At 66.6% G+C, this 21780-nt stretch carries 22 protein-coding genes and 1 riboswitch; of the genes, 12 read left to right on the top strand and 10 right to left on the bottom strand.

Annotated elements, in window-relative coordinates:
* Window positions 1-232: 232 nt before the first annotated feature.
* The 3 genes from infA to HWX09_RS17655 all read left to right on the top strand — a co-directional run bounded on the left by infA (window position 233) and on the right by HWX09_RS17655 (window position 2418).
* Window positions 233-496 carry a translation initiation factor IF-1 gene (gene infA, locus HWX09_RS17665; protein WP_027780754.1) on the top strand — a complete coding sequence of 88 codons (264 nt, stop codon included), beginning with the start codon at window positions 233-235 and terminating at the stop codon, window positions 494-496.
* 429 nt (window positions 497-925) lie between these two features.
* Entirely contained in the window at window positions 926-2173 is a 1248-nt protein-coding gene (locus tag HWX09_RS17660) for an alkaline phosphatase family protein (RefSeq protein ID WP_027780753.1), read from the top strand.
* Complete coding sequence (locus HWX09_RS17655; RefSeq protein WP_027780752.1) at window positions 2170-2418, top strand: hypothetical protein; 249 nt, start codon at window positions 2170-2172, stop codon at window positions 2416-2418. The genes HWX09_RS17660 and HWX09_RS17655 overlap by 4 nt, the downstream gene beginning before the upstream one ends.
* Window positions 2419-2503: 85 nt before the next feature.
* On the opposite strand, the gene HWX09_RS17650 is transcribed toward HWX09_RS17655, so the two are convergent.
* Window positions 2504-3883 (bottom strand): MFS transporter, encoded by a 1380-nt coding sequence (locus tag HWX09_RS17650; protein ID WP_027780751.1) that lies wholly within the window; start codon window positions 3881-3883, stop codon window positions 2504-2506.
* A 398-nt stretch (window positions 3884-4281) separates the two neighbouring features.
* Here HWX09_RS17650 and HWX09_RS17645 point away from each other — a divergent pair, with 398 nt between their 5' ends.
* The 6 genes from HWX09_RS17645 to HWX09_RS17620 all read left to right on the top strand — a co-directional run bounded on the left by HWX09_RS17645 (window position 4282) and on the right by HWX09_RS17620 (window position 8604).
* Window positions 4282-4530, top strand: a complete 249-nt coding sequence (locus tag HWX09_RS17645; RefSeq protein ID WP_027780749.1) for a hypothetical protein — start codon at window positions 4282-4284, stop codon at window positions 4528-4530.
* Window positions 4531-4748: 218 nt separating this feature from the next.
* Entirely contained in the window at window positions 4749-5048 is a 300-nt protein-coding gene (locus HWX09_RS17640) for a hypothetical protein (protein WP_027780748.1), read from the top strand.
* 166 nt (window positions 5049-5214) lie between these two features.
* Window positions 5215-5859, top strand: a complete 645-nt coding sequence (locus HWX09_RS17635; protein WP_027780747.1) for a DUF1326 domain-containing protein — start codon at window positions 5215-5217, stop codon at window positions 5857-5859.
* On the top strand, window positions 5856-6647 hold the full coding sequence (locus tag HWX09_RS17630) for a DUF2182 domain-containing protein (RefSeq protein WP_027780746.1): 792 nt from the start codon (window positions 5856-5858) through the stop codon (window positions 6645-6647). The genes HWX09_RS17635 and HWX09_RS17630 overlap by 4 nt, the downstream gene beginning before the upstream one ends.
* Before the next feature lie 53 nt (window positions 6648-6700).
* Window positions 6701-7048, top strand: coding sequence for a copper-binding protein (locus tag HWX09_RS17625; protein WP_027780745.1), 348 nt, complete (start codon window positions 6701-6703; stop codon window positions 7046-7048).
* 263 nt (window positions 7049-7311) lie between these two features.
* Window positions 7312-8604, top strand: coding sequence for a collagen-like triple helix repeat-containing protein (locus tag HWX09_RS17620; RefSeq protein ID WP_080681157.1), 1293 nt, complete (start codon window positions 7312-7314; stop codon window positions 8602-8604).
* Between the two features lie 100 nt (window positions 8605-8704).
* Here HWX09_RS17620 and HWX09_RS17615 read toward each other — a convergent pair whose 3' ends face one another.
* Window positions 8705-9166, bottom strand: coding sequence for an Lrp/AsnC family transcriptional regulator (locus tag HWX09_RS17615; protein WP_027780743.1), 462 nt, complete (start codon window positions 9164-9166; stop codon window positions 8705-8707).
* Between the two features lie 115 nt (window positions 9167-9281).
* Between HWX09_RS17615 and HWX09_RS17610 the strand changes: the two genes are divergently transcribed.
* Window positions 9282-9914 (top strand): LysE family transporter, encoded by a 633-nt coding sequence (locus HWX09_RS17610; protein ID WP_027780742.1) that lies wholly within the window; start codon window positions 9282-9284, stop codon window positions 9912-9914.
* On the opposite strand, the gene HWX09_RS17605 is transcribed toward HWX09_RS17610, so the two are convergent.
* The 8 genes from HWX09_RS17605 to HWX09_RS17570 form a co-directional block, all read right to left on the bottom strand.
* The gene (locus tag HWX09_RS17605; RefSeq protein ID WP_175888590.1) at window positions 9911-10147 is read right to left on the bottom strand and encodes a DUF6331 family protein; all 237 of its coding nucleotides are present in this window, start codon (window positions 10145-10147) and stop codon (window positions 9911-9913) included. The two genes, HWX09_RS17610 and HWX09_RS17605, sit on opposite strands and share 4 nt — an antisense overlap.
* 7 nt (window positions 10148-10154) lie before the next feature.
* The gene (locus HWX09_RS17600; RefSeq protein WP_027780741.1) at window positions 10155-11156 is read right to left on the bottom strand and encodes an alpha/beta hydrolase; all 1002 of its coding nucleotides are present in this window, start codon (window positions 11154-11156) and stop codon (window positions 10155-10157) included.
* Window positions 11157-11178: 22 nt separating this feature from the next.
* Window positions 11179-11730: a TetR-like C-terminal domain-containing protein gene (locus tag HWX09_RS17595; protein WP_244135815.1), complete on the bottom strand. Its 552-nt coding sequence runs from the start codon at window positions 11728-11730 to the stop codon at window positions 11179-11181.
* Window positions 11731-11858: 128 nt separating this feature from the next.
* Window positions 11859-13787: a TonB-dependent receptor gene (locus HWX09_RS17590; RefSeq protein ID WP_027780739.1), complete on the bottom strand. Its 1929-nt coding sequence runs from the start codon at window positions 13785-13787 to the stop codon at window positions 11859-11861.
* A 214-nt stretch (window positions 13788-14001) separates the two neighbouring features.
* Window positions 14002-14195: riboswitch (cobalamin riboswitch) on the bottom strand.
* Window positions 14196-14396: 201 nt separating this feature from the next.
* The gene (locus tag HWX09_RS17585) at window positions 14397-14645 is read right to left on the bottom strand and encodes a hypothetical protein (protein WP_027780738.1); all 249 of its coding nucleotides are present in this window, start codon (window positions 14643-14645) and stop codon (window positions 14397-14399) included.
* A gap of 118 nt (window positions 14646-14763) precedes the next feature.
* Entirely contained in the window at window positions 14764-15738 is a 975-nt protein-coding gene (locus HWX09_RS17580; RefSeq protein ID WP_027780737.1) for a threo-3-hydroxy-L-aspartate ammonia-lyase, read from the bottom strand.
* 66 nt (window positions 15739-15804) lie between these two features.
* Complete coding sequence (locus tag HWX09_RS17575; protein ID WP_027780736.1) at window positions 15805-16443, bottom strand: PAS domain-containing protein; 639 nt, start codon at window positions 16441-16443, stop codon at window positions 15805-15807.
* Entirely contained in the window at window positions 16440-16961 is a 522-nt protein-coding gene (locus HWX09_RS17570; RefSeq protein WP_027780735.1) for a YbaK/prolyl-tRNA synthetase associated domain-containing protein, read from the bottom strand. The genes HWX09_RS17575 and HWX09_RS17570 overlap by 4 nt, the downstream gene beginning before the upstream one ends.
* Window positions 16962-17365: 404 nt before the next feature.
* Between HWX09_RS17570 and HWX09_RS17565 the strand changes: the two genes are divergently transcribed.
* On the top strand, window positions 17366-18949 hold the full coding sequence (locus tag HWX09_RS17565) for an isocitrate lyase (RefSeq protein WP_027780734.1): 1584 nt from the start codon (window positions 17366-17368) through the stop codon (window positions 18947-18949).
* Window positions 18950-19791: 842 nt separating this feature from the next.
* Window positions 19792-21657, top strand: coding sequence for a phosphoenolpyruvate carboxykinase (GTP) (locus HWX09_RS17560; protein ID WP_027780733.1), 1866 nt, complete (start codon window positions 19792-19794; stop codon window positions 21655-21657).
* Window positions 21658-21780: the final 123 nt, after the last annotated feature.

Genomic DNA, 21780 nt, shown 5'->3' with positions numbered 1-21780 from the left:
CAGGCCGCCGCCATGCCCCGTAGCCGGCGCGGTCCCGACTTGCGCGGCGCGCTCATTGCGCCGCCGCCACTGACCGCCCGACCGCCGCAATGCGCCGGGCTCCGATCGCAAGACAGGCCCATGGCCCGTCTGAACGAACCGATCCCGGCCGCCTGCCGGCCGCCGTCCCGTTGCGGGAGCCGGCGCCGGGCAGTCGCCGCGGCCGCGGTCAATCACCTCTGGAGGAATTGGTTTGGCAAAAGAAGAACTGCTGGAACTGGACGGAATCGTCGACGAAGTGCTGCCGGACAGCAAATACCGTGTCACGCTGGAAAACGGCGTCGTGGTCGGCGCGTACGCGTCGGGCCGCATGCGCAAGAACCACATCCGCATTCTCGCGGGTGATCGCGTGACGCTGGAACTGTCGATGTACGACCTCACCAAGGGCCGCATCAACTTCCGGCACAAGGACGCGAATTCTCCGCGTCCGCCGCGAAGCGGGCAGCCGCGCCGCTAAGCGGCCACGAACGGTGCGCAACAGTGCGCACCGTTCGACACTTGTTCGGCCCCTTGGCTGGACGAGCCGGATGAACGGCGCACGATGTGCCTTTCGTCGATCGCCGGCGGCGCCGTCGCGCCGCAGCGACTTCTTCTGCCTCTCGCCTTTACCGGCGCCGCGCGTATACGACGCTCAGGCAGCCGCGTCCCGCAGTAAATCTCTCCGTCACGCACCGCTCGAGCCGGCGAAACGCATCGTGGTCCACACCGTCGACGACTGACCGCACGTGCTGCGACGCCGTTCGCCCGCAGCTTTACGCGCGGGCCGGCGCGGTCGTACACTCGTCGGCAATGCGCGGCCCGCGCGCGGCTTTCAATCCCTTCAGTGCTTTCAACGGGCCAACGGCCGTGCCGGCCGGACATTCGTCGCGCGACGCCAGGAGGCGCCATGAGTGCAGACGCAGCCCCCGCATCCCCGTCGGTTCGGGATCGCATCCAGCACGTGTTCGTGCTGATGCTCGAGAACCGTTCCTTCGATCACCTCTTCGCGCTGTCGGGCATCGCCGACATCGTCGCCGCGTCGCCGGGCAACAGCAACGCGTACGGCGGCGCGGTCTATCCGTTCGGCGGCGGCGCGCCCGACCGGATGCCGACCGATCCGTGTCACGAATTCACCGACGTGCTCGAACAGCTCTGCGGCGCGGGCGTGCCGTTCGTGCAAGGGCACGCGTATCCGCCGGTCGCCAATTCGGGATTCGTGTCGAACTACGCGACGTCGCATTCCGAGGGCACGCCGCCGCAGCCGGCCGACGCGGGCAAGATCATGCAGGGCGTCGACGCCGCGACGCAGGCACCGTCGCTGTACGCGCTCGCGAATGCGTTCGTGCTGTGCGACGCATGGCATGCATCGATGCCGGGGCCGACCTGGCCGAACCGGTTCTTTCTGCACGGCGCGTCGTCGGCCGGGCTCGACCATTCGCCGACCAAGGAAGAAATGTGCGGCTGGGATGCACTGGACGGCTTTCCCTACCCGAAGGGTTCGATCTTCGCCGCACTCGGCGACGACAACTGGCGCATCTACCAGGACCAGACGGGCGACCCGCTCGGCCACGTGCCGCAGGTCGCGTCGCTGAAGGGCATCAGCTTCTTCGATATCGACGATCTTGCGCATTTCGAAGCCGATCTCGCGGCCGGCTACACCGCGCGCTACACGTTCATCGAGCCCGGTTATGGCGACATCGTGCACGGCACCTACCGGAACGGCAGCTCGCAGCACCCGATGGACGGGCTGGCCGGCGGCGACCAGCTCGCCGCACGCGTGTACAACGCGATCCGCAACTCGCCGGTATGGAACAGCAGCCTGTTCGTGATCGTCTACGACGAGCATGGCGGCTTCTACGATTCGGTCCGGCCGGGCGCCGCGCCGCCCCCGAACGATGGCGCGCCCGCGACGCTGAACGCGAGCGGCTTCGGCTTCGACGTGTACGGCGTGCGCGTGCCGGCGATCGTGATTTCGCCGTGGGTCGCGGCCGGGCACGTCGATCACACGCAGTATGACCACGCGTCGGTGGCCGCGACGCTCGAGCGGCTGTTCGGCCTCGCGCCGCTGACCGACCGCGATCGTCTCGCCCATGACCTGCTCGCGCTCGTCACGGCGACATGCCGGACCGATTGTCCGCAAAGGATCGGAACATGAGTACCACCCCGACCCTGGATCCGCGCGATGCGCTGCCCGTGCGCGACGGCACGAGCCTGATCGCCTATCTGCACATCCTGCGGAAAGCGCATGCGGCGCTGGTCGGCCAGGACAAGGCTCACCGGCGGTTCAGCGAGATCGTCACGCGCGGGCAGGCGCGGCAATACATCGAGGAACTGATGCCGGCGCTGTTGCAGAAGCGTGCCGAACATCGGGCGCGCAAGCACGGCGGAAAGCATCGTTGATTCGGCGGCAGATATCGGCTGAGGCCATCGTCTGCGACTGGCGCATGCGACGCGCGCCGCCGCTGGTGCAGCCGGTCGCGCAGCGTCACGCCGATTGGCGCGCGCGTCGCACACTGATCGCTGCCCCGACAGCGCCCGCCAACTGCACCGCCGCACCGACGAACATCGCCGCGCGCAACCCCGCGGTACCGCCATGCGCGGCCGCGAACAGCGTGCCGAGCACCGCGATCCCGAGCGTCGCGCCGGTCATCCGCGCGACGTTGACGAGCGCGCTCGCGGTGCCCGAGCGCGCGGCCTCGACGGCGCCGACCGCGACGGTCATCAGCGGGCCTGTCGCGATCCCCATCCCGAGCCCCGTCATTGCGAGCCCGATCTCGGCACCGAGCAGGCTCGACGAACCGGCGGATGCACCGATCGCGGCGAGCCCGCTCGCGATCACCGCGACGCCGCCGGCCGTCGTCACCCGTGTGCCGATGCGTTCCGACAACCGCCCTGAGCACGGCGACACGGCGACGAACACGAGCGCCATCGGCAGCAATGCGAGGCCCGCGCCGGTCGAATCGAGGCGGCCGGTGCTCTGCCACGTGAGCGGCAGCAGGAACAGCACGCCATACATCCCGAACGTCATGCCGGTGGTCGCGGCGATCGCGCCGCGAAACGCGCCGATCCGGAAAATGTCGAGCGGCACCAGCGCGGATTCGCCGTGGCGGTGCTCGATCGCCACGAACGCGACGAACGACGCGACCGCGATGCAGCCGGCGATCGCGCATGCGACCGGCGCCTCGCGGAACACGATCGCCGCATACGCGAGCCCGCCGAGCGCGAGTGCGCCCGTGACTTGCGCCGTGCCGTCGAAATGCCGGCCGTGCGGATCGGATGATTCGGGCACGGCCGGGATCGCGAGCAGCATCGCGGCGACGCTCAGCGGCACGACGACGAAAAAGATGCTGCGCCAGCCGAAGTGCCGGATCAGCACGCCGCCGAGTGTGGGGCCGATCGCCATCGCGACGCCGTTGCACGCGGCCCAGATGCCGAGCGCGCGGCCCCGCTCGACCGGGTCGCGCCATACGACCCGCACGATCGCGAGCGACGCCGGCAGCAGCAGCGCCGCGCCGACGCCGGCCAGCGCGCGGGCGGCGATCAGCACCGACACCGACGGCGCCAGCGCGCACAGCAGCGACGCGATCGTGAAGACGGCCGTGCCGGCCATGAAGACGCGGCGGCGACCGTACAGATCGGCGAGCAGCCCGCCGGTCAGCAGCAGCACCGCGTACGTGAGGTTGTAGCTGTCGACGACCCATTGCAATGCGCCGACGCCGGCATGGAAATAGGCGCCGATCGCGCGCGTGGCGAGGTTGACGACGGCCGTATCGACCTGGGCCACGAGTACGGCGATGCACAGCGTGAGCAGGGTCACGCCGCGGCGTTTGAGGGCGTGGTCGGCGAGTTCCGCGGTATGGGCCATGGCGACGTTCCTGGGCAGCGATCGTGCAACCTTAAGCGCCGCCTGCTGCCAGCGTGCTGTCAGCAGGCGAGGGCATCAGCCCACGCAAGCGTCATGCCCGCACGCGCGCATGCACCCAGGCCGCCGCGTCTCCCCGCGCCCGCACCATTGTCGGCAGCGCATTCGCGATCATGTCTGCACGGCTGCCTTCGAGCACGCGGCGGTTCTTCAGCGCATTCCTCGATGTTCTCGAGCGTGACCGGGCGACGGGGCGCGACGACCCCGTTGCGACGATTTCGCCGTGCGCGACCGGTTGCACGCACGATGCCGCATACACCTCGGGCGATACCGGATCGATTGCGTCACGCATCGCCATTGGCTTAAGATCGGCGGGAGATCATTCCACGCCTTCAGCGTCAATGAAAAAGAGCATAAGCCTGCGGGTCGCCGTCATCGCTTCGGCCGTTGCCGTGTACAGCATCTACATGCATATCCAGCAGTTGGTCAGCGGCTGCATGTGGATCAGGGGCTATCAGCGCTGCAGTTTCGAAAACAGTACGAATTTCCAGGGCTGGATGGATCTTGACCTGATGATCACCTGTTGCTGGGTCGCCGCGGCCGTGGTCGGGTGGATTTCCGTTGCGCAGGGCACGAAGAAGCCGGGTTAGCGGCGCGACGCGCGTCCTTGTCGAACGCGTACGACCCAACCGCTCGATCGGGCCCAATCCGTCAATCGGTGACAACGCGCATTCGCTGTTCGGCCGCGAAGGCGCACGCCATGCGTTCGAGCCGGAAATGAGCGCGTGAGTCCGCGCCGGCGGACGCGATCATCGCGATCCCCGGCTAGATGAGCGGCAGCACGCCTGCCGTGCGAGGGGAGGTTCCCGTGCAATTTCCGACAGGATCGGTGGTCGCGCTCAGCTCGGCCTCGGCGACGATGTCCTCGATGGGCATGCTGTTTCTCGGCTACTGGGGATTGCACGAAGCGCTGCCCTGGCGAGTCGGCGACTGCGTCGTGATCGTGCCCGCGCTGGCGGGTTTCGCGTGCCTCGTCAGCGTGCCGTTTCTCGCGACCTCGCCAATGAAAACACCCGACGACGAGTCGCGAATGTTCGTCGCGCGGCGCGCGTTTCTGTGCGGTGCCGGCGCGGTGTGGTGTGCGATCGTCGCGTCGTTGTTCGTGTGAGAACGGGCGACGGGACGGTTTCCGGAACAGCGCGGCGAACGCATCCCGAAACGTCTTACGTGAGGCAGGCGCCCGCGGTTTTCACGCTGCCATTGCTGCTTTGCTTTCCCCGATCGCGTGCACTAGATTCGAAGCGTTCGTCCGTTTCAGCGCGCGAGGTGGAGCCATGACGCCGTGGGAAATTCAGGGTACCGAAATGATCAGTTGCAATTGCTCATACGGTTGCCCTTGCCAGTTCAATGCATTGCCGACCAACGGCAACTGCGAAGCGATGGGTGCGATTTCGATCGACAGCGGCCACTACGGCGACGTGGTGCTCGACGGCGTCAGGATCGCGGTGGTGTTCCAGTGGCCGGGCGCCGTTCACGAAGGCAAGGGCAAGTGCCAGCCGGTCGTCGACGAGCGCGCCAGTCCGGCGCAACGCGACGCCGTGCTGAAGATCATGACCGGTCAGGATACCGATCCATTCGCGACGATGTTCTCGGTGTATGCGTCGACGCTCGAGCACGCGTTCGATCCGATCTTCACGAAGATCGATTTCGACGTCGATGTCGATGCGCGGCGCGGCCGGATTCACGTGGACGGGGTGTTCGACGTCATCGGCGAACCGATCCACAATCCGGTGACCGGTGCCGAGCATCGCGCGCGGATCGACCTGCCGCACGGTTTCGAATACGAGCTGGCCGAAATCGGTTCAGGCACGGGGCGTTCGCAGGGCAACATTGCGCTGAATCTCGACGGAACGTATGCGCAATTCGCGCGGCTGCATCTGAATAACCACGGGCTGATCCGGCATCGCGCCGCGGCATGACGCCGTTCGACACCTGGCTCGCGCGCGAGCGCGCCGTCATGCTGATTGGCATGGCCGCGCTCGTCGGCCTGTGCTGGTTCTACCTGTGGACCGGCGCGGGAACCGGCATGTCGGCGTGGGAGATGACGGCCGTCGCGTTGTTTCCGCATCGGCTGGCGGACGGCATGGGCAGCATGGATCCGTCTCTGGCGACCGTGATCGCGATGTGGTGGGTGATGATGATCGCGATGATGACGCCCGGCGCGGCGCCGCTCGTGATGCTGTACCGGCGCGTGCTGCGGCAGCGCGGCCGCGGGGCGGCGGGATCGGCGTTCACGTCGGCGGCGCTGCTGGCCGGCTATCTGACGACATGGCTCGCGTTCTCGATCGGGGCGGCGTTGCTTCAGGCGCTGCTGCAGCCGGCCGGGCTGATCTCCGCGATGATGTTGTGGTCGAAGAGCGCGCGCCTTTCCGCCGTCGTGCTGGCGCTGGCCGGGCTTTATCAATTCTCGCCGCTGAAACGCGCGTGTCTGCGGCAATGCCGCGCGCCGGCGGCGTTTCTCGTCGCGCACTGGCGTCCTGGCGTTGCCGGCAGCTTCCTGCTGGGCGTGCGGCACGGCATGGTTTGCGTGGGCTGCTGCTGGTTGTTGATGGCGCTGCTGTTCGTCGGCGGCGTGATGAATGTCGTGTGGATCGTCGCGTTGTCGCTGTTCGTGTTCGTGGAAAAGGTCCTGCCCGGCGGCGATCGTGTCGGCCGCGTGCTGGGTGTCGTGCTGATTGCCTGGGCCGGCGTGACGTTGATCGTGTGATGCTTGGCGCCGGCTGGCAGCAGAAATGAGCCGGGTCCGGCGGGAGACGCTCGATGAAAACCTGCTTTCACGCTGTCGCCATGTCGTGCGCGATGGCGGTCGTTGCCACGCCGGTGATTGCGGGTGGCGACATGCCGGGCATGAAGTCGGGCGATACGAACGTGCCGGCGCCGGATGCGAAGCTGACCGATGCCGAGGTCAAGGAAATCGATGCCGGGCGCGGACTCATGACGCTGAAGCACGGCGCCCTCGACAACATCGGGATGCCGCCGATGACGATGGCGTTCAAGGCCGGCGACGCGGCGATGATCTCGTCGCTGCATGTGGGCGACAAGGTTCGGGTTCGGGTGGAAAACGTCAACGGCACCCTGACGATCATGAAGCTGGTGAAGCGGCCGTGACGAGGATGTGGCGCGTGCGCGGGTAGATGCCGTCGGCTTTCCGGGTTCGTGCTACGTAACGCAGGGCCGGTGTTACGTCAGTGCTATCGACATGTCGGGACGGGCTGCGCCGTAAGGCACCATCCGCATGCGATGCGCCGTGCCGAGCAGTGCGGTCTGGATGGTCATTGCAAGGCGTTTGTGAAACTGTTAAGGAAACCAAAGGAGATGGCATGGTAGATGCTTGATGAAATGTTCGCGCTGATTAGCAGACTGGGGCTTCCATGCAAAATCATTTCATCAAGGCGAACGTTACGCTCGCCGCTATTGCCGTGGCGTGTACGCTCGCGGCGTGCGGCGGAAGTGACATTACGGCGCCGACGCTTGCTGGTAACAACATTGGGACGAGCACGAGCGGGACGAGTGGGACTAGCGGTAGTAATGGCTCAAGCGGCAGCAGCGGCACAAGCAGCGGTGGCACGAGCAGCAGCGGCACGAGCAGCAGTGGCACAAGCAGCAGTGGCACAAGCAGCAGTGGCACAAGCAGCAGTGGCACAAGCAGCAGTGGCACGAGCAGCAGTGGCACGAGCAGCAGTGGCACGAGCAGCAGTGGCACAAGCAGCAGTGGCACGAGCAGCAGTGGCACGAGCAGCAGCGGCACGAGCAGCAGCGGCACGAGCAGTGGCAACACCAGCGGCTGGGGCACGAGCGGCGCGCCGGGTACGAACGGCATCGTCACCTCCATCGGCGGGATCGTGATGGACGCGGGCGCCACGCTCGGCAGCGCGAGCGTGCCTGGCGTCAGCAAGGGCGTCACCGTCGGGCTGGCCGATACGGTGACCGGCGTCGGCACGATCATCCGCGATACGTCGGACGCCGTGAGCGACGGTCTCGGCCAGATCGGCATCGTTCCGAACCCGGTCGGCACGACGGTCGGCGGCCTCGGTACGGTCGTAGCCACGGCCGGTAACCCGGTCAGCGGCATCAGCGAAACCGTCAAGGCGCTCGGGTCTGGCCCGCTGGCGCCGCTGGCGCCGATCACGACGCCGGTCGGCGGGCTGCTCGACACGGTGGCGAGCGGTCTGCGCACGGGCGGCGCGACGCTCGACGCATCGCTGTCGTCGGCCCCGGTCCAGCAGGCGACGCAGGTGATCAGCACCGCGATCACGCCGCTCGTGACGACGGCGGGCCACCTCACGCAGCAGGTCGGCACCGCAACCGGCCTCGGGCAGCCGGTCGCGGGCCTGCTCGGACAGGTCGGCAGCGCAATCACGTTGACCGGATGGAAGGTGACCGCCGCGTCGCCGCAGCCGATCGTCGGTGGCGTCGGCGATCTCGTCCGTGCGGTCGGCAACACGGTAACCAATGTGGGCGGTCTCGTGAACCCGGCCGGTGCGAACGGCGCGGTGCCGATCTCCGGGTTGGTGACGAGCGTGGTCGGCGGCATCCCGGCCACCGTGCACGACGGCGCCGCGACCGGTACGGGGGGCAGCACGCCGCTGGGCGGCCTCGCCAATCCGCTCGCGCCGGTGACGTCGCTGGTGGGCGGCCTGCTCGGCGGCGCGGTCGGCAAATAGCCGGCGCGTACCGATCGTCATGCGGGAACCGGGCCGGGGGCCGCCATCGATCGTCGCCGGTCCCCGCCGGGACGTCCGACGATCGTGAAACCGCGGCCCGCTACCTGCGCGTGTCGCCGGACTTCGACGCCGGCCGCGCCAAACCGCGCGCCGGCAGCGGCGTCGACATCACGATCGACGTGCGCGTTTCGCCGTACAGGTTGATGCGTTCGATCAGGTGTTCGAGATGGGCCATGCTGACGGCGACGAACCGCATCACATACGAATCCGCACCCGTCACGTGATGGCATTCGACGACTTCGGGAATCGTCTCCAGCAGCTTGAGGAACTTCGCTTTCGCGGGTTGCGGCACCGTGATGCCGATCAGCGCGCTCACCGGATAGCCGGCCGCGGAAGGATTGATCCGGGCGGTGTAGCCTTCGACCACACCGGCTGCTTCAAGACGCTTCACGCGCTCCGTCACCGCCGGCACCGACAGGTGAACCTGGCGCGCGAGCTCCGTATAGCTGATGCGCCCGTTGTCCTGCAGCAGCGCCAGTACCTTCCAGTCCAGATCGTCCATCGCAGTGGAATTTTTAAGGTAGAGCCGCCATTTTTCCTTAAAAAACGCATTCAGCGGGGGCCGGACTTTCCCTACGATGCCTATTCGATCCACCGGGGGTTGCAAGGGGCAGGCGATGCTGTTCATCAAATCCGTCGTGATGGGGCTGTCGATCGCGGTGCCGGTCGGCCCGATCGGCATGCTGTGCATCCAGCGCAGCCTGAGCCGCGGCTTCCGGGCGGGATTCGCGACGGGCATCGGCGCGGCGTGCGCCGATGCGATTTACGGCCTGCTCGGCGCGCTGGGCGTCGCGGGCATCGTCACCGCGTTCCCGATGCTGACCGTCGGCCTGAAGATCGGCGGCGGCGCGTTTCTCGTGTGGCTCGCGTGGGCCATTGCGCGCCAGGCGCCGGCCGCACCGGCGGGGCAGCGCGAATTGCCGCGTACGACCGTCCTGCGCGATTTCCTGACGACGTTCGGTCTCACGCTGTCGAACCCGATGACGATCGTGTCGTTCGTCGGAATCTTCGCGGCGCTCGGCCCGCTGCCGGGTGCGCGGGAAGGCGCGATGTGGGCGACCGTCGCATGGATGGTCGCCGGCGTGTTCGTCGGCTCGGCCACGTGGTGGCTGTGCCTGAGCAGCGCGACCGCCGCGCTGCGCGCGAAGCTGTCGTTCGCGTTCATGCACGGGCTGTCGCGCGTGTCGGCGGCCGTCGTCGCGGTATTCGGCGCGATCCAGCTGGTCGCGGGCGTGCGCGGGTTGATCTAGGCGCGCGGGGCCGTGTCGAGCGCAGCGGCGAGTTCGTCCGGCCAGAAGCCGAACGCGTCGATGCCGCAGCATCCGGCGAGACAGTGGATCTCCAGCGCGTCGATCAACGGCATGACGGCCGCCAGATGCGGATCGACGTCGACCGCATGTCCGTGGCCGCCCGCGAGATCGCCGCATTCGATCCCGCGATCCGGGCCGATGCCGATGTCGTCCTTGTGGGCTTTCCCGTTCATCGCCGGCTCAATTCGATGCGGGCGAATGCAAGTGCGCATGCACGAAGCGCGTGATTTCCTGGCTCAGCTCGATATCCTCCGGCGCGCCCATGAACCCGCCATGCGGCATCCCCTCGAACACGTGCAACTCGGTCGGCACCTGTGCGCGCCGCAATGCGCGATGCAGGCGAACGGCGTTCGACAGAAACAGATCGCGGGTGCCGCTCTGGATGAAGGTCGGCGGGAAGCCGGCGGCGAAATCGCCGAACAGCGGCGACAGGTACGGATGCGCGAGATCGGCACCGTTCGCGTAGAGCAGGTTGTTCGCCATCAATGGCCCCGGCAACACGACATCGACGAGCCGGTTAGTCTCGAAACTGTCGCCGGATTCGGTCAGGTCGGCTTCCGGCGACAACAGCACGAGCGCGGCCGGCAGCGGCAGGCCCTCGTCGCGGGCGCGCAGCACCATCGCGGCTGCGAGATTGCCGCCGGCCGAACGGCCGCCGATGACGACGTTTTCCGGTGCGTGATGCTCCAGCACGTAGGCATAGGCCGCGATGCAGTCGTCGAGCGCGGCCGGATACGGGTGTTGCGGCGGCATCCGGTAGTCGACGCCGTAGCAGCGAATGCCGAGCCGGTCGGCCTGCATCTGCGCGCTGGCGCGGCACGCGGCGCCGCCGCCGGCGACCAGCGCGCCGCCGTGCAGGTCGATGGTCGCGTAGGCGCCGGAAGCCGCCGCTTCGGGTGTCGCGACATGCACGTCCGCATCGCCGACGCGAATCGTCTCGACGCTCGAACGCAAATAGCCGGCGAGTTGCTCGACCGCAGCCGCGTAATGGGCGTCGGCGCTGGCCTTCACGCGCATCCACGCATCGATATCGTCGGGCGCCGGCATCACGTGCAACGCATTCAGCGGCACGCCGTCATCGCCGGTCAGGCGTCGCAGCGCCGCTCGCGCTTCGTCGCTGATCGAGGTCGGGAAGGGAACGACACGGCTCGGCAGCACGACGCCGTCGGGTTTGTCTTTCATGGCTTGGATTCCGTTCGGTGTGTCATGCAGCCGAAGGCCAGTGGCGCAACATCACGTCGAGCGCATCGAGGCTGCGCGACCACGACGCGTCGGCGTCCGGCGCGCTGTGCGAGAACCCGCCGGCGTTTTCGAGCGTCACATAGCCCATGAAGAAGCCGCCGAGCAGGCGGATCGCATGCGCCAGTTCGGTATCCGGCAGGCCGTAGCCGCGCAGCACCGCCGACGTCATCCTGACGAGCTGCCCGCCCGCGCTCGCGGCCGCGCGCTCGGCGCTCACCGGATGGCGCGCGGCCGCGAAGCGGCCCGGATGCGCACGCGCGTAGTCGCGATAGACGTTCGCGAGCGCGGCCAGCGCGTCCTTGCCGGTGCGGCCGGCCAGCGCGTCGGTGGCGCGATCGGCCAGCTCCTGCAGCGCGAACAGCGCGATCCGGCTCTTGAGATCGTCGAAGCTCGGGATATGGGAATACAGGCTCGCCAGCTTGACGTCGAAATGTCGCGCGAGCGCCGCGCCGGTGAGCTGCTCGAAGCCGGTTTCATCGGCGAGCTGCGCGCCGGCTTCGACGAGCTTGTCCACGGTAATGCCGGCACGCGCCATGACGAATGCTATGCGGGTTAGTCAAGAAACTAATTCTATTAGTTTTTGCCGCGATGTCAATTTCCCGCGCGTGCCGGTGTGGCGCATTGCGCCGATCCGCCGGGCCGTCAGAACGTATAGCTGACCTTGCCGAACGCAGTGCGCCCGAGCGTGTTGTAGCCGTACGCGGTCATGTACTGCCGGTCGAACAGGTTCGACAGCGACGCCGACACCGTCAGGTGCGAATTGATCCGGTACGACGCGCGCAGGCTCACCGTCAGGTACGACGCCAGATACTGCCGGTTGGCCGGATCGTCGAACGTCGAGCCGCCGTACAGCAGCGACGCGCCCGTGCTCAGCGCGTGCAGCTTCAGTTCGTCCCACGTGTGGTCGACGTTCAGGCTGACCGTCTGGCGCGGCCGGCGGTTGAGCCAGGTCTGGTTGGTCTCGTCCTGCGGATTCAGGATGCCGACGGCAACGCTCACCGGTGTCGAGCGGCCGATCGTCCCCTTGTACGACAGGTCGATGCCGCGAATGTGCGAACGGCCGATGTTCATCGGCGAGAATGTCGCGGGGTTGTACGCGATCAGGTTGTTGACGCGCGTGTCGTAGATCGCCGCGGTGAACGTGCCGTACGCCGTGTTCGCGTCGAGCGCGGCCTCGATCGACGTGCTGCGTTCCGGGCTGAGGGCCGGGTTGCCGTAGCCGGGGTAGTACAGGTCGTTGAACGTCGGCAGATGGAACGCATTGCCGTACGACACGCGCGCCGTGTAGACCGGCGTGATCGCCCACGACAGCGCGGCGTTGCCGGTGTTCACCGCTTGCCCGGAGACGACCTCGTGACGGCCGGCGACGAACATCGTCACGCTGCCGAGCGTCGCCGACTGATGCAGCGAGAACGCGGAATCGTTGCGCGTCGGCACGCCGCCGGGAACGTCGACCGGCAGGAACGCCTGTTCGCGCGTGAAGTCGTAGGCGAGCTTCGATTCGCCCGACAGCGGCAGGCCGAACAGGTGAAAGCCGTGCTCCTGATGGGTCAGCGACGTCGATGTGCTGATCCGCTGCGAATTGATCTGATCCGTCGCGAGGGCGGGGTTGTCCGCGTGGATGAACTGGCGGTCGTTCGCATAGCCGAACGACTGGTCGAACTGCGTATCGGGCGTGATGTCGAGATGGAACGCAACGCCGGTCGTCAGTTGGTGATCGAGCTCGCGATTGGCGTAGCCGCTGTTGTCGTAGGACAGATCGGAGCGGTGGTACAGCGCGAACGTCGAGATCGACCAGTTGTCGCGCGCATAGCCGAGCCGTGCATCGAGATCCTGCGCATGATACGGATTGCGGCCGTCTTCGTGGCCGTAGAAGAACGGCCGCGTCGCATCGATGCCGGCCGTGTTGTAGTCGTGCAGCCCGAGCGAATAGGTGAGCCCGCCGAGCGCGGCCAGCGGCCCCGTCGACGGCACCGTGCCCGACGTGCGGAACTGCGTGTCGAACGTCTTGTTCGAGCCGCCGCCGAACGACACGGTGGTCCGGTTCGGCTGATTGGCGGCGCGGCGCGTGAACAACTGCACGACGCCGCCCATCGCGTTGTTGCCGAACGACGCGGCGGCAGGGCCGGAGATCACTTCGACGCGCTCGAACGCTTCGGTCGGCAGGTCGGCCCACGGCGCGATGCCGGTGGTCGGCGAGCCGATCCGGATGCCGTCGATGAACACGGCGACCTGGCTCGCCGACGAGCCGCGGATGCTGACCGACGCGGACGAGCCGGGCCCGCCGTTCTGCGCGACGGTCACGCCCGGCAGCGTCGCGAGCGCCTGCGTGATGCTCGGGTCGGTCGGCGACAGCCGGTCGAGATCCTCGCGTGTGAGCACCTGCGTCGACGCGTAGCGCCGGTCGAACGATTCGGGCAGATGCCGCGTGTCGGTCACGCTGATCGTCGGCAGGTCCGCGCCCGGCGCGGGCACGGTGGGCTGCGCAAGCGCCGTGTCGCCGGCCGCATGGGCGAGCGGGGACAACAGCGCGGTGGCGGCGGACGTGGCAAGCAGGTGACGAATGTGCATGAGGCGGCGGGACAAAGCGTGTGGCGGGTACGGCGATCGTGAGCGCAGGGCGAGCAGGGGGCGCATGCCGACGGCGTGTCGGTGCGACGCTTCCGGCAGGGAAGCGGGTTCGGGAACGATGGACATCTGACGGATCCTGAGGTCGGGTCGTCCATGCAACGGGCGACCGCCAACGGCGGTGCTTGCACATCGGGACACCCCGCCCGGTGCGGCTGCTGGACCTCGGGTCGATGGCAGGTCTCCTGGCTCGCGGGTCGCCATCCGTGCAGGCCTTCCCGGTTTCCCAGTGGCACGCGGTGGCACGGATTCGCCGCTCACAGTTGCGGGGGCAGCCGCAGATTCGAGGCATTGCCTCGCCTGCGTTCCCTTTTGATCCCGTCTCCGGGAACCATCAGCGCGCAAGGGTAATGGCGTGCGCTCGGGCGCGTCAATCGTCCGGCTGCGCGCGGATGCGAAAAAACGTCATTGTCCGGCGTCGGCTTTCCAAATCCTTTCGTTCGATGTGCGCGGACAGTGTTTCAGGTCTGAAGAAACGGCCGGGTTCGAATGCATGCCGCCGCGCCGGAACCGGTTACCGTCGTTCCGGATGCCGACGGCCGGCGCGTGTCGTTACATGTGCGTGCCGCCGTGCGTGCGGCCGCCCGGGTCGTCTCCTTGATCGGGTGGCGTATTGTTCTGATCGATCTTCGCGAGCACGAAGCCGGTGGGCGGCAACATGGCGGGCGAACGGTGCATCGCTTGCCCGACTGCAGGGTGAGGCGAGGCGGCGGGAAAACCGGATGATGTCACGCCCGGTTGAGCGAACGCCGACAGGGAAGCGGCCGCCAAGGCGGCGGCGACGATCGCGTGCATATTCATGGCGACTCCTATACGACTGACTTCGGGGACGACGCAATCAGTCTAGGGCGCGAAACTTAACGCGACGTGAAGGGTGGGCGGCGCGCGCATGACAGGATCTTCATGCGCGCCGCGACGGTCAGGCCGGTGCCGACACCAGTGCGCAGAAGTTCTCGAGATCGACGTTGCCGCCGCTGATCACCACGCCGACGCGCTTGCCCTGAAGCGCATCCTTCATCCGCCGCGCGGCGGCGAACGACAGGCAGCCGGTCGGCTCGACGACGATCTTCATGCGCGTGGCGAAGAAGCGCATGCAGTCGACGAGTTCCGCGTCCGTCGCGGTCAGGATGTCGTCGACGTCGCGGCGCAGGATCGGGAACGTCAGGTTGCCGAGATGCTGCGTCTGCGCGCCGTCGGCGATCGTACGCGGCGTGTCGATGTGCACGATCGTGCCGGACCGGAACGATTGCTGGGCGTCGTTGCCGGCTTCGGGCTCGACGCCGTACAGCTTCGCATGCGGCGACAGCGCACGCGTGGCGAGCGCGGTGCCCGACAGCAGCCCGCCGCCGCCGAGCGGCGTGAACACCGCGTCGAGCGGGCCGACTTCGTCGAACAGTTCCTTGGCCGCGGTGCCCTGGCCGGCGATCACGTCCGGGTGATCGTAGGGCGGAACCAGCGTGAGCCCGTGCTTTTCCGCGAGCTCGCGCCCGATCTGCTCGCGATCCTCGGTGTAGCGGTCGTAGGTCACGACGTTGCCGCCGTAGCCGCGCGTCGCGGCCATTTTCGCGGCCGGCGCGTCCTGCGGCATCACGATCGTCGCGGGAATGCCGAGGATGCGCGCCGACAGCGCGATCGCCTGCGCATGGTTGCCCGACGAGAACGCGACGACGCCATGGCGCCGCTGTTCCGCGTTGAAGCGCGACAGCGCGTTGAACGCGCCGCGGAACTTGAAGGCGCCCATGCGCTGCAGGTTCTCGCACTTGAAGAACACTTGCGCGCCGAGCGCGTCGTCGATCGTCCGCGACGTCATCACCGGCGTGCGGTGCGCGTGGCCTTCGAGGCGGACCGCGGCGGCGGCGACGTCGTCGTATGTGGGGAGAGTCGGAGAATTCATGGTCGCTCGAGGGTCGAAAAGATCAGTCAACGGGAAACTCAAAACGGGAACGCCGGGCGCGGCGCGTCACTTCGCATCGTTGTAGACGGTGGCGCGCGAGACGCCGAGATGCTGCGACACGATCTCCATCGCACGGCGCACCTCGAGGAAGCCGTCGGCCTTCAGCGTCTGCATCAGCTCGCGGCGCTGGTCGGTCTTCAGCTCGCGCGGCGTCGTCGCGAGGCGCGTCGCGAATGCGTCGATGCGCTGCCGGATCGCGTCGGCGCTGGCCGGGTCGAGCGTTTCGACGACGGCTTCGCCGTCCGTGCGGCAGAACTGGTTGAGCATGCCCTGGAAGCCGCGGAACAGCGTGACGTCGGCATTCAGGCACAGCGCGGCCACGTAGCGCCCGGTCGAATCCTTGATGCCGATCGACGTGCTTTTCGCGGTCCGGCCGTCGGCGAAGCGGTTCGGGTAATTCGCGAGCACCTGCGGGAACTCGTCGTCGGCGATGCGGGCGAGGCCGAGTTCGGTCGCGGGATCGCCGACCGCGCGTCCGGACAGGTTGTTGTGGATCGCGAGGATCGCATGCTCCGGCGTGCGCAGGTCGTGCACGACGACCTCGGTGAACGGCGCGAACATCTCGCCGAGCCCTTCGGCGATGCGCTGCACCTGCTCGATCAGCGATGCCTGCTCCGACGGCAGCGGTTTGCGGTTCGTGGTCATGCGTGGTCCTCGGGGGCGGGCGTGTCCGTCGTTTCCGGTCGCGTGATGTCGGCCAGCAGCGGGCGCGCGATCCGGACATAGTCGGCCGTGTCGAGCACGACCGAGCGGTCGAGGCGCCCCGCGTTGAACGCGATCTCGGCGTTGCGCTCGACCAGCGACGGATCGACGACGAGCGTCACGTTCGAATCGAACACGAATGGCGGCACCGCGCCCATCACGCAGCGCGTGACGGCGGCCGCGACGTCGGGCGATGCGAGCGTCGCCTTGCGCCGGCCCACCGCATCGGCGACCTTGCGGAAGTCGATCTTCAGGTGGCCGGGAATCACCGCGAGCGCGGCGGCGTCGCCGCCGTCCTTGAACGTGCAGAGCATCGCCTTCGCGCCCTGTTCGGGGCGTGTGCCGCGCAGCGCGGCGATCGCGTCGGACTTGCCTTCCGCCGGATGCTCGAGCACGCGGAAACGCGCGCCGGCTGAATTCAGCAGTTCGCAAAGGGTGTCGAAGACGGGAGAGTCGTTCATGTCGCTTCCGGAAAGCTGGCCGATGCGCTGACGCGCGCGGATCAAATAATCGTCCAAGTATAGACGTTTTGTCATGGCTGTGACGAAGTGCGACGGCAGTCGTTGCCGCGGCCTAGGCAAAGCGTGCGCCTCCTTCAGCAGCCGAAAGGGCATTTCATATTGCGGAATTAGTGCCGACTTCCTGCCGCCGCGTTTTACCGCCGCTTGAAACCGTGTTTTGCATCGCAAAAACGCGTGGCTATCTCATTGAAAAACAATAGAAATTTATATCTTATGTCTTATATAAGACTTGGTCGAATTCGCGCCGGACAAGATTACTATTGAGTCCATGCAGTTCGCTTCGTCACACGCGGCGGGCACGCTGAATCCTTTACTCAAATGCGCTTCGTTCCCAGGAGATAGACATGTCCCAATATCAAGACGACATCAAGGCAGTGGCTGGATTGAAGGAAAACCACGGCAGCGCGTGGAATGCCATCAGCCCCGAATATGCCGCCCGCATGCGTGCCCAGAACAAGTTCAAGACCGGCCTGGACATCGCGAAGTACACCGCGAAGATCATGCGCGCCGACATGGCCGCCTACGATGCCGATCCGTCCAAGTACACGCAGTCGCTGGGCTGCTGGCACGGCTTCATCGGCCAGCAGAAGATGATCTCCATCAAGAAGCACTTCAACAGCACCGAACGCCGCTACCTGTACCTGTCGGGCTGGATGGTCGCCGCGCTGCGCTCGGAGTTCGGCCCATTGCCGGACCAGTCGATGCACGAAAAGACCTCGGTCAGCGCGCTGATCCGCGAGCTGTACACGTTCCTGCGCCAGGCCGACGCCCGTGAACTGGGCGGCCTGTTCCGCGAGCTGGATGCCGCGAAGGACGCGACCGCCAAGGCCGCGATCCAGCAAAAAATCGACAACCACGTCACGCACGTCGTGCCGATCATCGCCGACATCGACGCCGGCTTCGGCAACGCGGAAGCGACCTACCTGCTGGCCAAGCAGTTCATCGAAGCGGGTGCGTGCTGCATCCAGATCGAAAACCAGGTGTCGGACGAGAAGCAGTGCGGCCACCAGGACGGCAAGGTTACGGTCCCGCACGAGGACTTTCTCGCGAAGATCCGCGCGATCCGCTATGCGTTCCTGGAACTGGGCGTGGACGACGGCATCATCGTCGCGCGTACCGATTCGCTGGGCGCCGGCCTGACCAAGCAGATCGCCGTGACCAACACGCCGGGCGACCTGGGCGACCAGTACAACGCGTTCCTCGATTGCGAGGAACTGTCGGCCGACCAGCTGGGCAACGGTGACGTCGTCATCAAGCGCGACGGCAAGCTGCTGCGTCCGAAGCGCCTGCCGAGCAACCTGTTCCAGTTCCGCGCCGGCACGGGCGAAGCGCGTTGCGTGCTCGACTGCATCACGTCGCTGCAGAACGGCGCCGACCTGCTGTGGATCGAAACCGAAAAACCGCATATCGCGCAGATCGGCGGCATGGTCAACGAGATCCGCAAGGTGATCCCGAACGCGAAGCTGGTGTACAACAACAGCCCGTCGTTCAACTGGACGCTGAACTTCCGTCAACAGGCCTACGACGCGATGAAGGCTGCAGGCAAGGACGTGTCGGCTTACGACCGTGCGCAACTGATGAGCGTCGAATACGACGAAACCGAACTGGCCAAGCTGGCCGACGAGAAGATCCGTACGTTCCAGGCCGATGCATCGCGTGAAGCAGGCATCTTCCACCACCTGATCACGCTGCCGACGTACCACACCGCTGCGCTGTCGACCGACAACCTGGCCAAGGAATACTTCGGCGACCAGGGCATGCTCGGCTACGTGGCGGGCGTGCAGCGCAAGGAAATCCGTCAGGGCATCGCCTGCGTGAAGCACCAGAACATGTCCGGTTCGGACATCGGTGACGATCACAAGGAATACTTCAGCGGCGAAGCGGCGCTGAAGGCAGCGGGCAAGGACAACACGATGAACCAGTTCTGAGCGTCGTCCGACGCGAAGCACGACGCCAGCCCCTTGGGGCTGGCGTTTTTTTTGTCTGCCTTGGCTGGCGCGTTACCGGCGCATGGCCTTCACGACGTACTGGCTCGTCGGCATCCCATCGATCTCGTCGAAATCGATGAAGCGCCCGCAACTGTCCATCCATCATCCCGACACACGTCGGGCCGGGATTTTGCGTGTCGCCAACCGCGTGGAAGAAATACAGGCGGGTCGGTCATTGCGGCGAACGGAAGTACTCCTCGACGATTCGCGTCGTAGCCGGACGCGTATTACCCCGGATTGCCGCGCGCACCGTTATGAGCAGTGGCTGCATCGAGCATTCGATCGGGATGTTTGTGTACGCAACCTAATTCAGGGTTTGCCTGAGTAGCGAAAACGCGAATGGGCGCCGTGCGTGTTCGCATCGCCGGCACGGACGCGTCGCAGGTTGAAATTGCCGCTCGCGCGAAACCCTTGCCGGGCGGCTGTTGCGGCCGTTTTGTTCCCCCAGCCGCCTGCGACGACGCCGTAAAAATCACCCGCCTGCAACGCGCGTGCCGGTGCGCCGTCACAGTTGTTTCTTGTTGCAACGCAACGCCGGCCCAATAACGGCGATGGTATGCTGGCCGGCATGGAGTTGTATGGCAGGTTGCTTGCATGGCGAAACTCGCGTTCGCACCCTCTAACGAGACTTCACCTTCTCTCGCACGCATCGCGGCATCGACGCGCGCTCCGCTCGCGCGTCCCGTCCTGCGTGCCGCATCGTCCTGCGCTCCGCACGCATTCCCCATCTCGCGGGCTCGCCCCGCATCCCCATCCCCGTCCAATAATCTGGAGACATCCCCATGTCGCAAAATACTTTGGCCGAAGCGACACACGGCTCGCTGATCGCTCCGCCGGCTTTCGTCAAACATCGCAAGCTGATCGACTGGGTATCGCGCATCGCGGCCCTCACGGAGCCCGAGCGCGTCGTGTGGTGTGACGGTTCGCAGGAAGAATACGATGCGCTGTGCCAGGCGATGGTCGACCAGGGCACGCTCACGCGCCTGAACCCGGCGAAGCGCCCGAACTCGTATCTCGCGCAATCCGATCCGTCGGACGTCGCGCGCGTCGAGGATCGCACGTTCATCTGCGCGGCGTCGCGCGACGACGTCGGCCCGACCAACAACTGGATCGATCCGGCCGAAATGCGCGAGACGCTCAACGGGCTGTTCCGCGGTTCGATGCGCGGCCGCACGCTGTACGTCGTGCCGTTCTCGATGGGGCCCCTCGGCTCGCCGATCGCGCATGTCGGCGTCGAGTTGTCCGACAGTCCGTACGTCGCCGTGAACATGCGGATCATGACGCGCATGGGGCGCGAGGTGTACGACGTGCTCGGCGAGGACGGCGATTTCGTGCCGTGCGTGCACAGCGTCGGCCATCCGCTCGAGGCCGGCCAGCAGGACGTGCCGTGGCCGTGCAATCCGGTCAAGTACATCGTGCACTTCCCGGAAACGCGCGAAATCTGGAGCTTCGGCTCGGGCTACGGCGGCAACGCGCTACTCGGCAAGAAATGCTTCGCACTGCGCATCGCGTCGACGATGGGCCGCGATCAGGGCTGGCTCGCGGAACACATGCTGATTCTCGGCGTGACGTCGCCGGCCGGCAAGAAGTATCACGTCGCGGCCGCGTTCCCGTCCGCGTGCGGCAAGACCAACTTCGCGATGCTGATCCCGCCGCAGGGCTTCGACGGCTGGAAAGTCACGACGATCGGCGACGACATCGCGTGGTTGAAGCCCGGCCGCGACGGCCGCCTGTATGCGATCAATCCGGAAGCCGGTTTCTTCGGCGTGGCGCCGGGCACGGGCGTGAAGACCAACCCGAACGCGATCGCCACGCTGAAGGAAAACGTGATCTTCACGAACGTCGCGCTGACGGAAGACGGCGACGTGTGGTGGGAAGGGCTGACCGACACGCCGCCCGCGAAGCTGACCGACTGGCAGGGCAACCCGTGGACGCCGGAGATCGGAAAGGAAACCGGACGCAAGGCCGCGCATCCGAACTCGCGCTTCACCGCGCCGGCCGCGCAGTGCCCGTCGATCGACGACGACTGGGAAAACCCGGCCGGCGTGCCGATCGATGCGTTCATCTTCGGCGGCCGCCGCTCGACGACGGTGCCGCTCGTGACCGAGGCGCGCGATTGGGTCGAAGGCGTGTACATGGCCGCGACGATGGGCTCCGAGACGACCGCGGCAGCTGTCGGCAAGCAGGGCGTCGTGCGCCGCGATCCGTTCGCGATGCTGCCGTTCTGCGGCTACAACGTCAGCGATTATTTCGCGCACTGGCTCAAGCTCGGCAAGCAGCTCGAAGCCGCCGGCGCGAAGCCGCCGAAGATCTATTGCGTGAACTGGTTCCGCAAGGATGAGAACGGCAAGTTCGTGTGGCCGGGCTTCGGCGAGAACATGCGTGTGCTGAAGTGGATGCTCGATCGTCTCGAAGGCACCGGCGGCGGCGGCGAGCATGCGTTCGGCGTGTCGCCTGCGTATGAAGACCTGCACTGGGACGGCCTGGATTTCACACGCGATCAGTTCGATGCGGTGACGTCGATGAACGCGGATGAATGGCGTGAGGAGCTGAAGCTGCATGCGGCGCTGTTCGATACGTTGAAGCTGCGCTTGCCGGCTGAAATGACCGACACGATGAACAGGATCGAGCAGCGTATCGGCGGCTGACGCGCGGAATCGACGTCACGAGTCGAGCGAGGTATGAAGCTCCCGTCGCCGGCAAGCCTCTGCGGCGGCGGGACGTTGTCGTTTCGACATCGATGTCGCAAGGATCGGCGTCGCGGCGGCCGG

The organism is Burkholderia sp. BCC1208 (assembly GCF_902833095.1).
Classification (GTDB): Bacteria; Pseudomonadota; Gammaproteobacteria; order Burkholderiales; family Burkholderiaceae; genus Burkholderia.
The sequence above is the reverse complement of the archived record's forward strand: the minus strand, read 5'-3'. Positions and strand labels throughout refer to the sequence as shown.

What these genes read in the sequence shown, in the direction of transcription:
- HWX09_RS17660 (WP_027780753.1), top strand. Translation starts at nt 926, where the DNA reads ATGAGTGCAGACGCAGCCCCCGCATCCCCGTCGGTTCGGGATCGCATC.
- HWX09_RS17655 (WP_027780752.1), top strand. Translation starts at nt 2,170, where the DNA reads ATGAGTACCACCCCGACCCTGGATCCGCGCGATGCGCTGCCCGTGCGC.
- HWX09_RS17650 (WP_027780751.1), bottom strand. Translation starts at nt 3,883, where the DNA reads ATGGCCCATACCGCGGAACTCGCCGACCACGCCCTCAAACGCCGCGGC.
- HWX09_RS17645 (WP_027780749.1), top strand. Translation starts at nt 4,282, where the DNA reads ATGAAAAAGAGCATAAGCCTGCGGGTCGCCGTCATCGCTTCGGCCGTT.
- HWX09_RS17635 (WP_027780747.1), top strand. Translation starts at nt 5,215, where the DNA reads ATGACGCCGTGGGAAATTCAGGGTACCGAAATGATCAGTTGCAATTGC.
- HWX09_RS17630 (WP_027780746.1), top strand. Translation starts at nt 5,856, where the DNA reads ATGACGCCGTTCGACACCTGGCTCGCGCGCGAGCGCGCCGTCATGCTG.
- HWX09_RS17625 (WP_027780745.1), top strand. Translation starts at nt 6,701, where the DNA reads ATGAAAACCTGCTTTCACGCTGTCGCCATGTCGTGCGCGATGGCGGTC.
- HWX09_RS17620 (WP_080681157.1), top strand. Translation starts at nt 7,312, where the DNA reads ATGCAAAATCATTTCATCAAGGCGAACGTTACGCTCGCCGCTATTGCC.
- HWX09_RS17615 (WP_027780743.1), bottom strand. Translation starts at nt 9,166, where the DNA reads ATGGACGATCTGGACTGGAAGGTACTGGCGCTGCTGCAGGACAACGGG.
- HWX09_RS17610 (WP_027780742.1), top strand. Translation starts at nt 9,282, where the DNA reads ATGCTGTTCATCAAATCCGTCGTGATGGGGCTGTCGATCGCGGTGCCG.
- HWX09_RS17605 (WP_175888590.1), bottom strand. Translation starts at nt 10,147, where the DNA reads ATGAACGGGAAAGCCCACAAGGACGACATCGGCATCGGCCCGGATCGC.
- HWX09_RS17600 (WP_027780741.1), bottom strand. Translation starts at nt 11,156, where the DNA reads ATGAAAGACAAACCCGACGGCGTCGTGCTGCCGAGCCGTGTCGTTCCC.
- HWX09_RS17590 (WP_027780739.1), bottom strand. Translation starts at nt 13,787, where the DNA reads ATGCACATTCGTCACCTGCTTGCCACGTCCGCCGCCACCGCGCTGTTG.
- HWX09_RS17585 (WP_027780738.1), bottom strand. Translation starts at nt 14,645, where the DNA reads ATGAATATGCACGCGATCGTCGCCGCCGCCTTGGCGGCCGCTTCCCTG.
- HWX09_RS17580 (WP_027780737.1), bottom strand. Translation starts at nt 15,738, where the DNA reads ATGAATTCTCCGACTCTCCCCACATACGACGACGTCGCCGCCGCCGCG.
- HWX09_RS17575 (WP_027780736.1), bottom strand. Translation starts at nt 16,443, where the DNA reads ATGACCACGAACCGCAAACCGCTGCCGTCGGAGCAGGCATCGCTGATC.
- HWX09_RS17570 (WP_027780735.1), bottom strand. Translation starts at nt 16,961, where the DNA reads ATGAACGACTCTCCCGTCTTCGACACCCTTTGCGAACTGCTGAATTCA.
- HWX09_RS17565 (WP_027780734.1), top strand. Translation starts at nt 17,366, where the DNA reads ATGTCCCAATATCAAGACGACATCAAGGCAGTGGCTGGATTGAAGGAA.
- HWX09_RS17560 (WP_027780733.1), top strand. Translation starts at nt 19,792, where the DNA reads ATGTCGCAAAATACTTTGGCCGAAGCGACACACGGCTCGCTGATCGCT.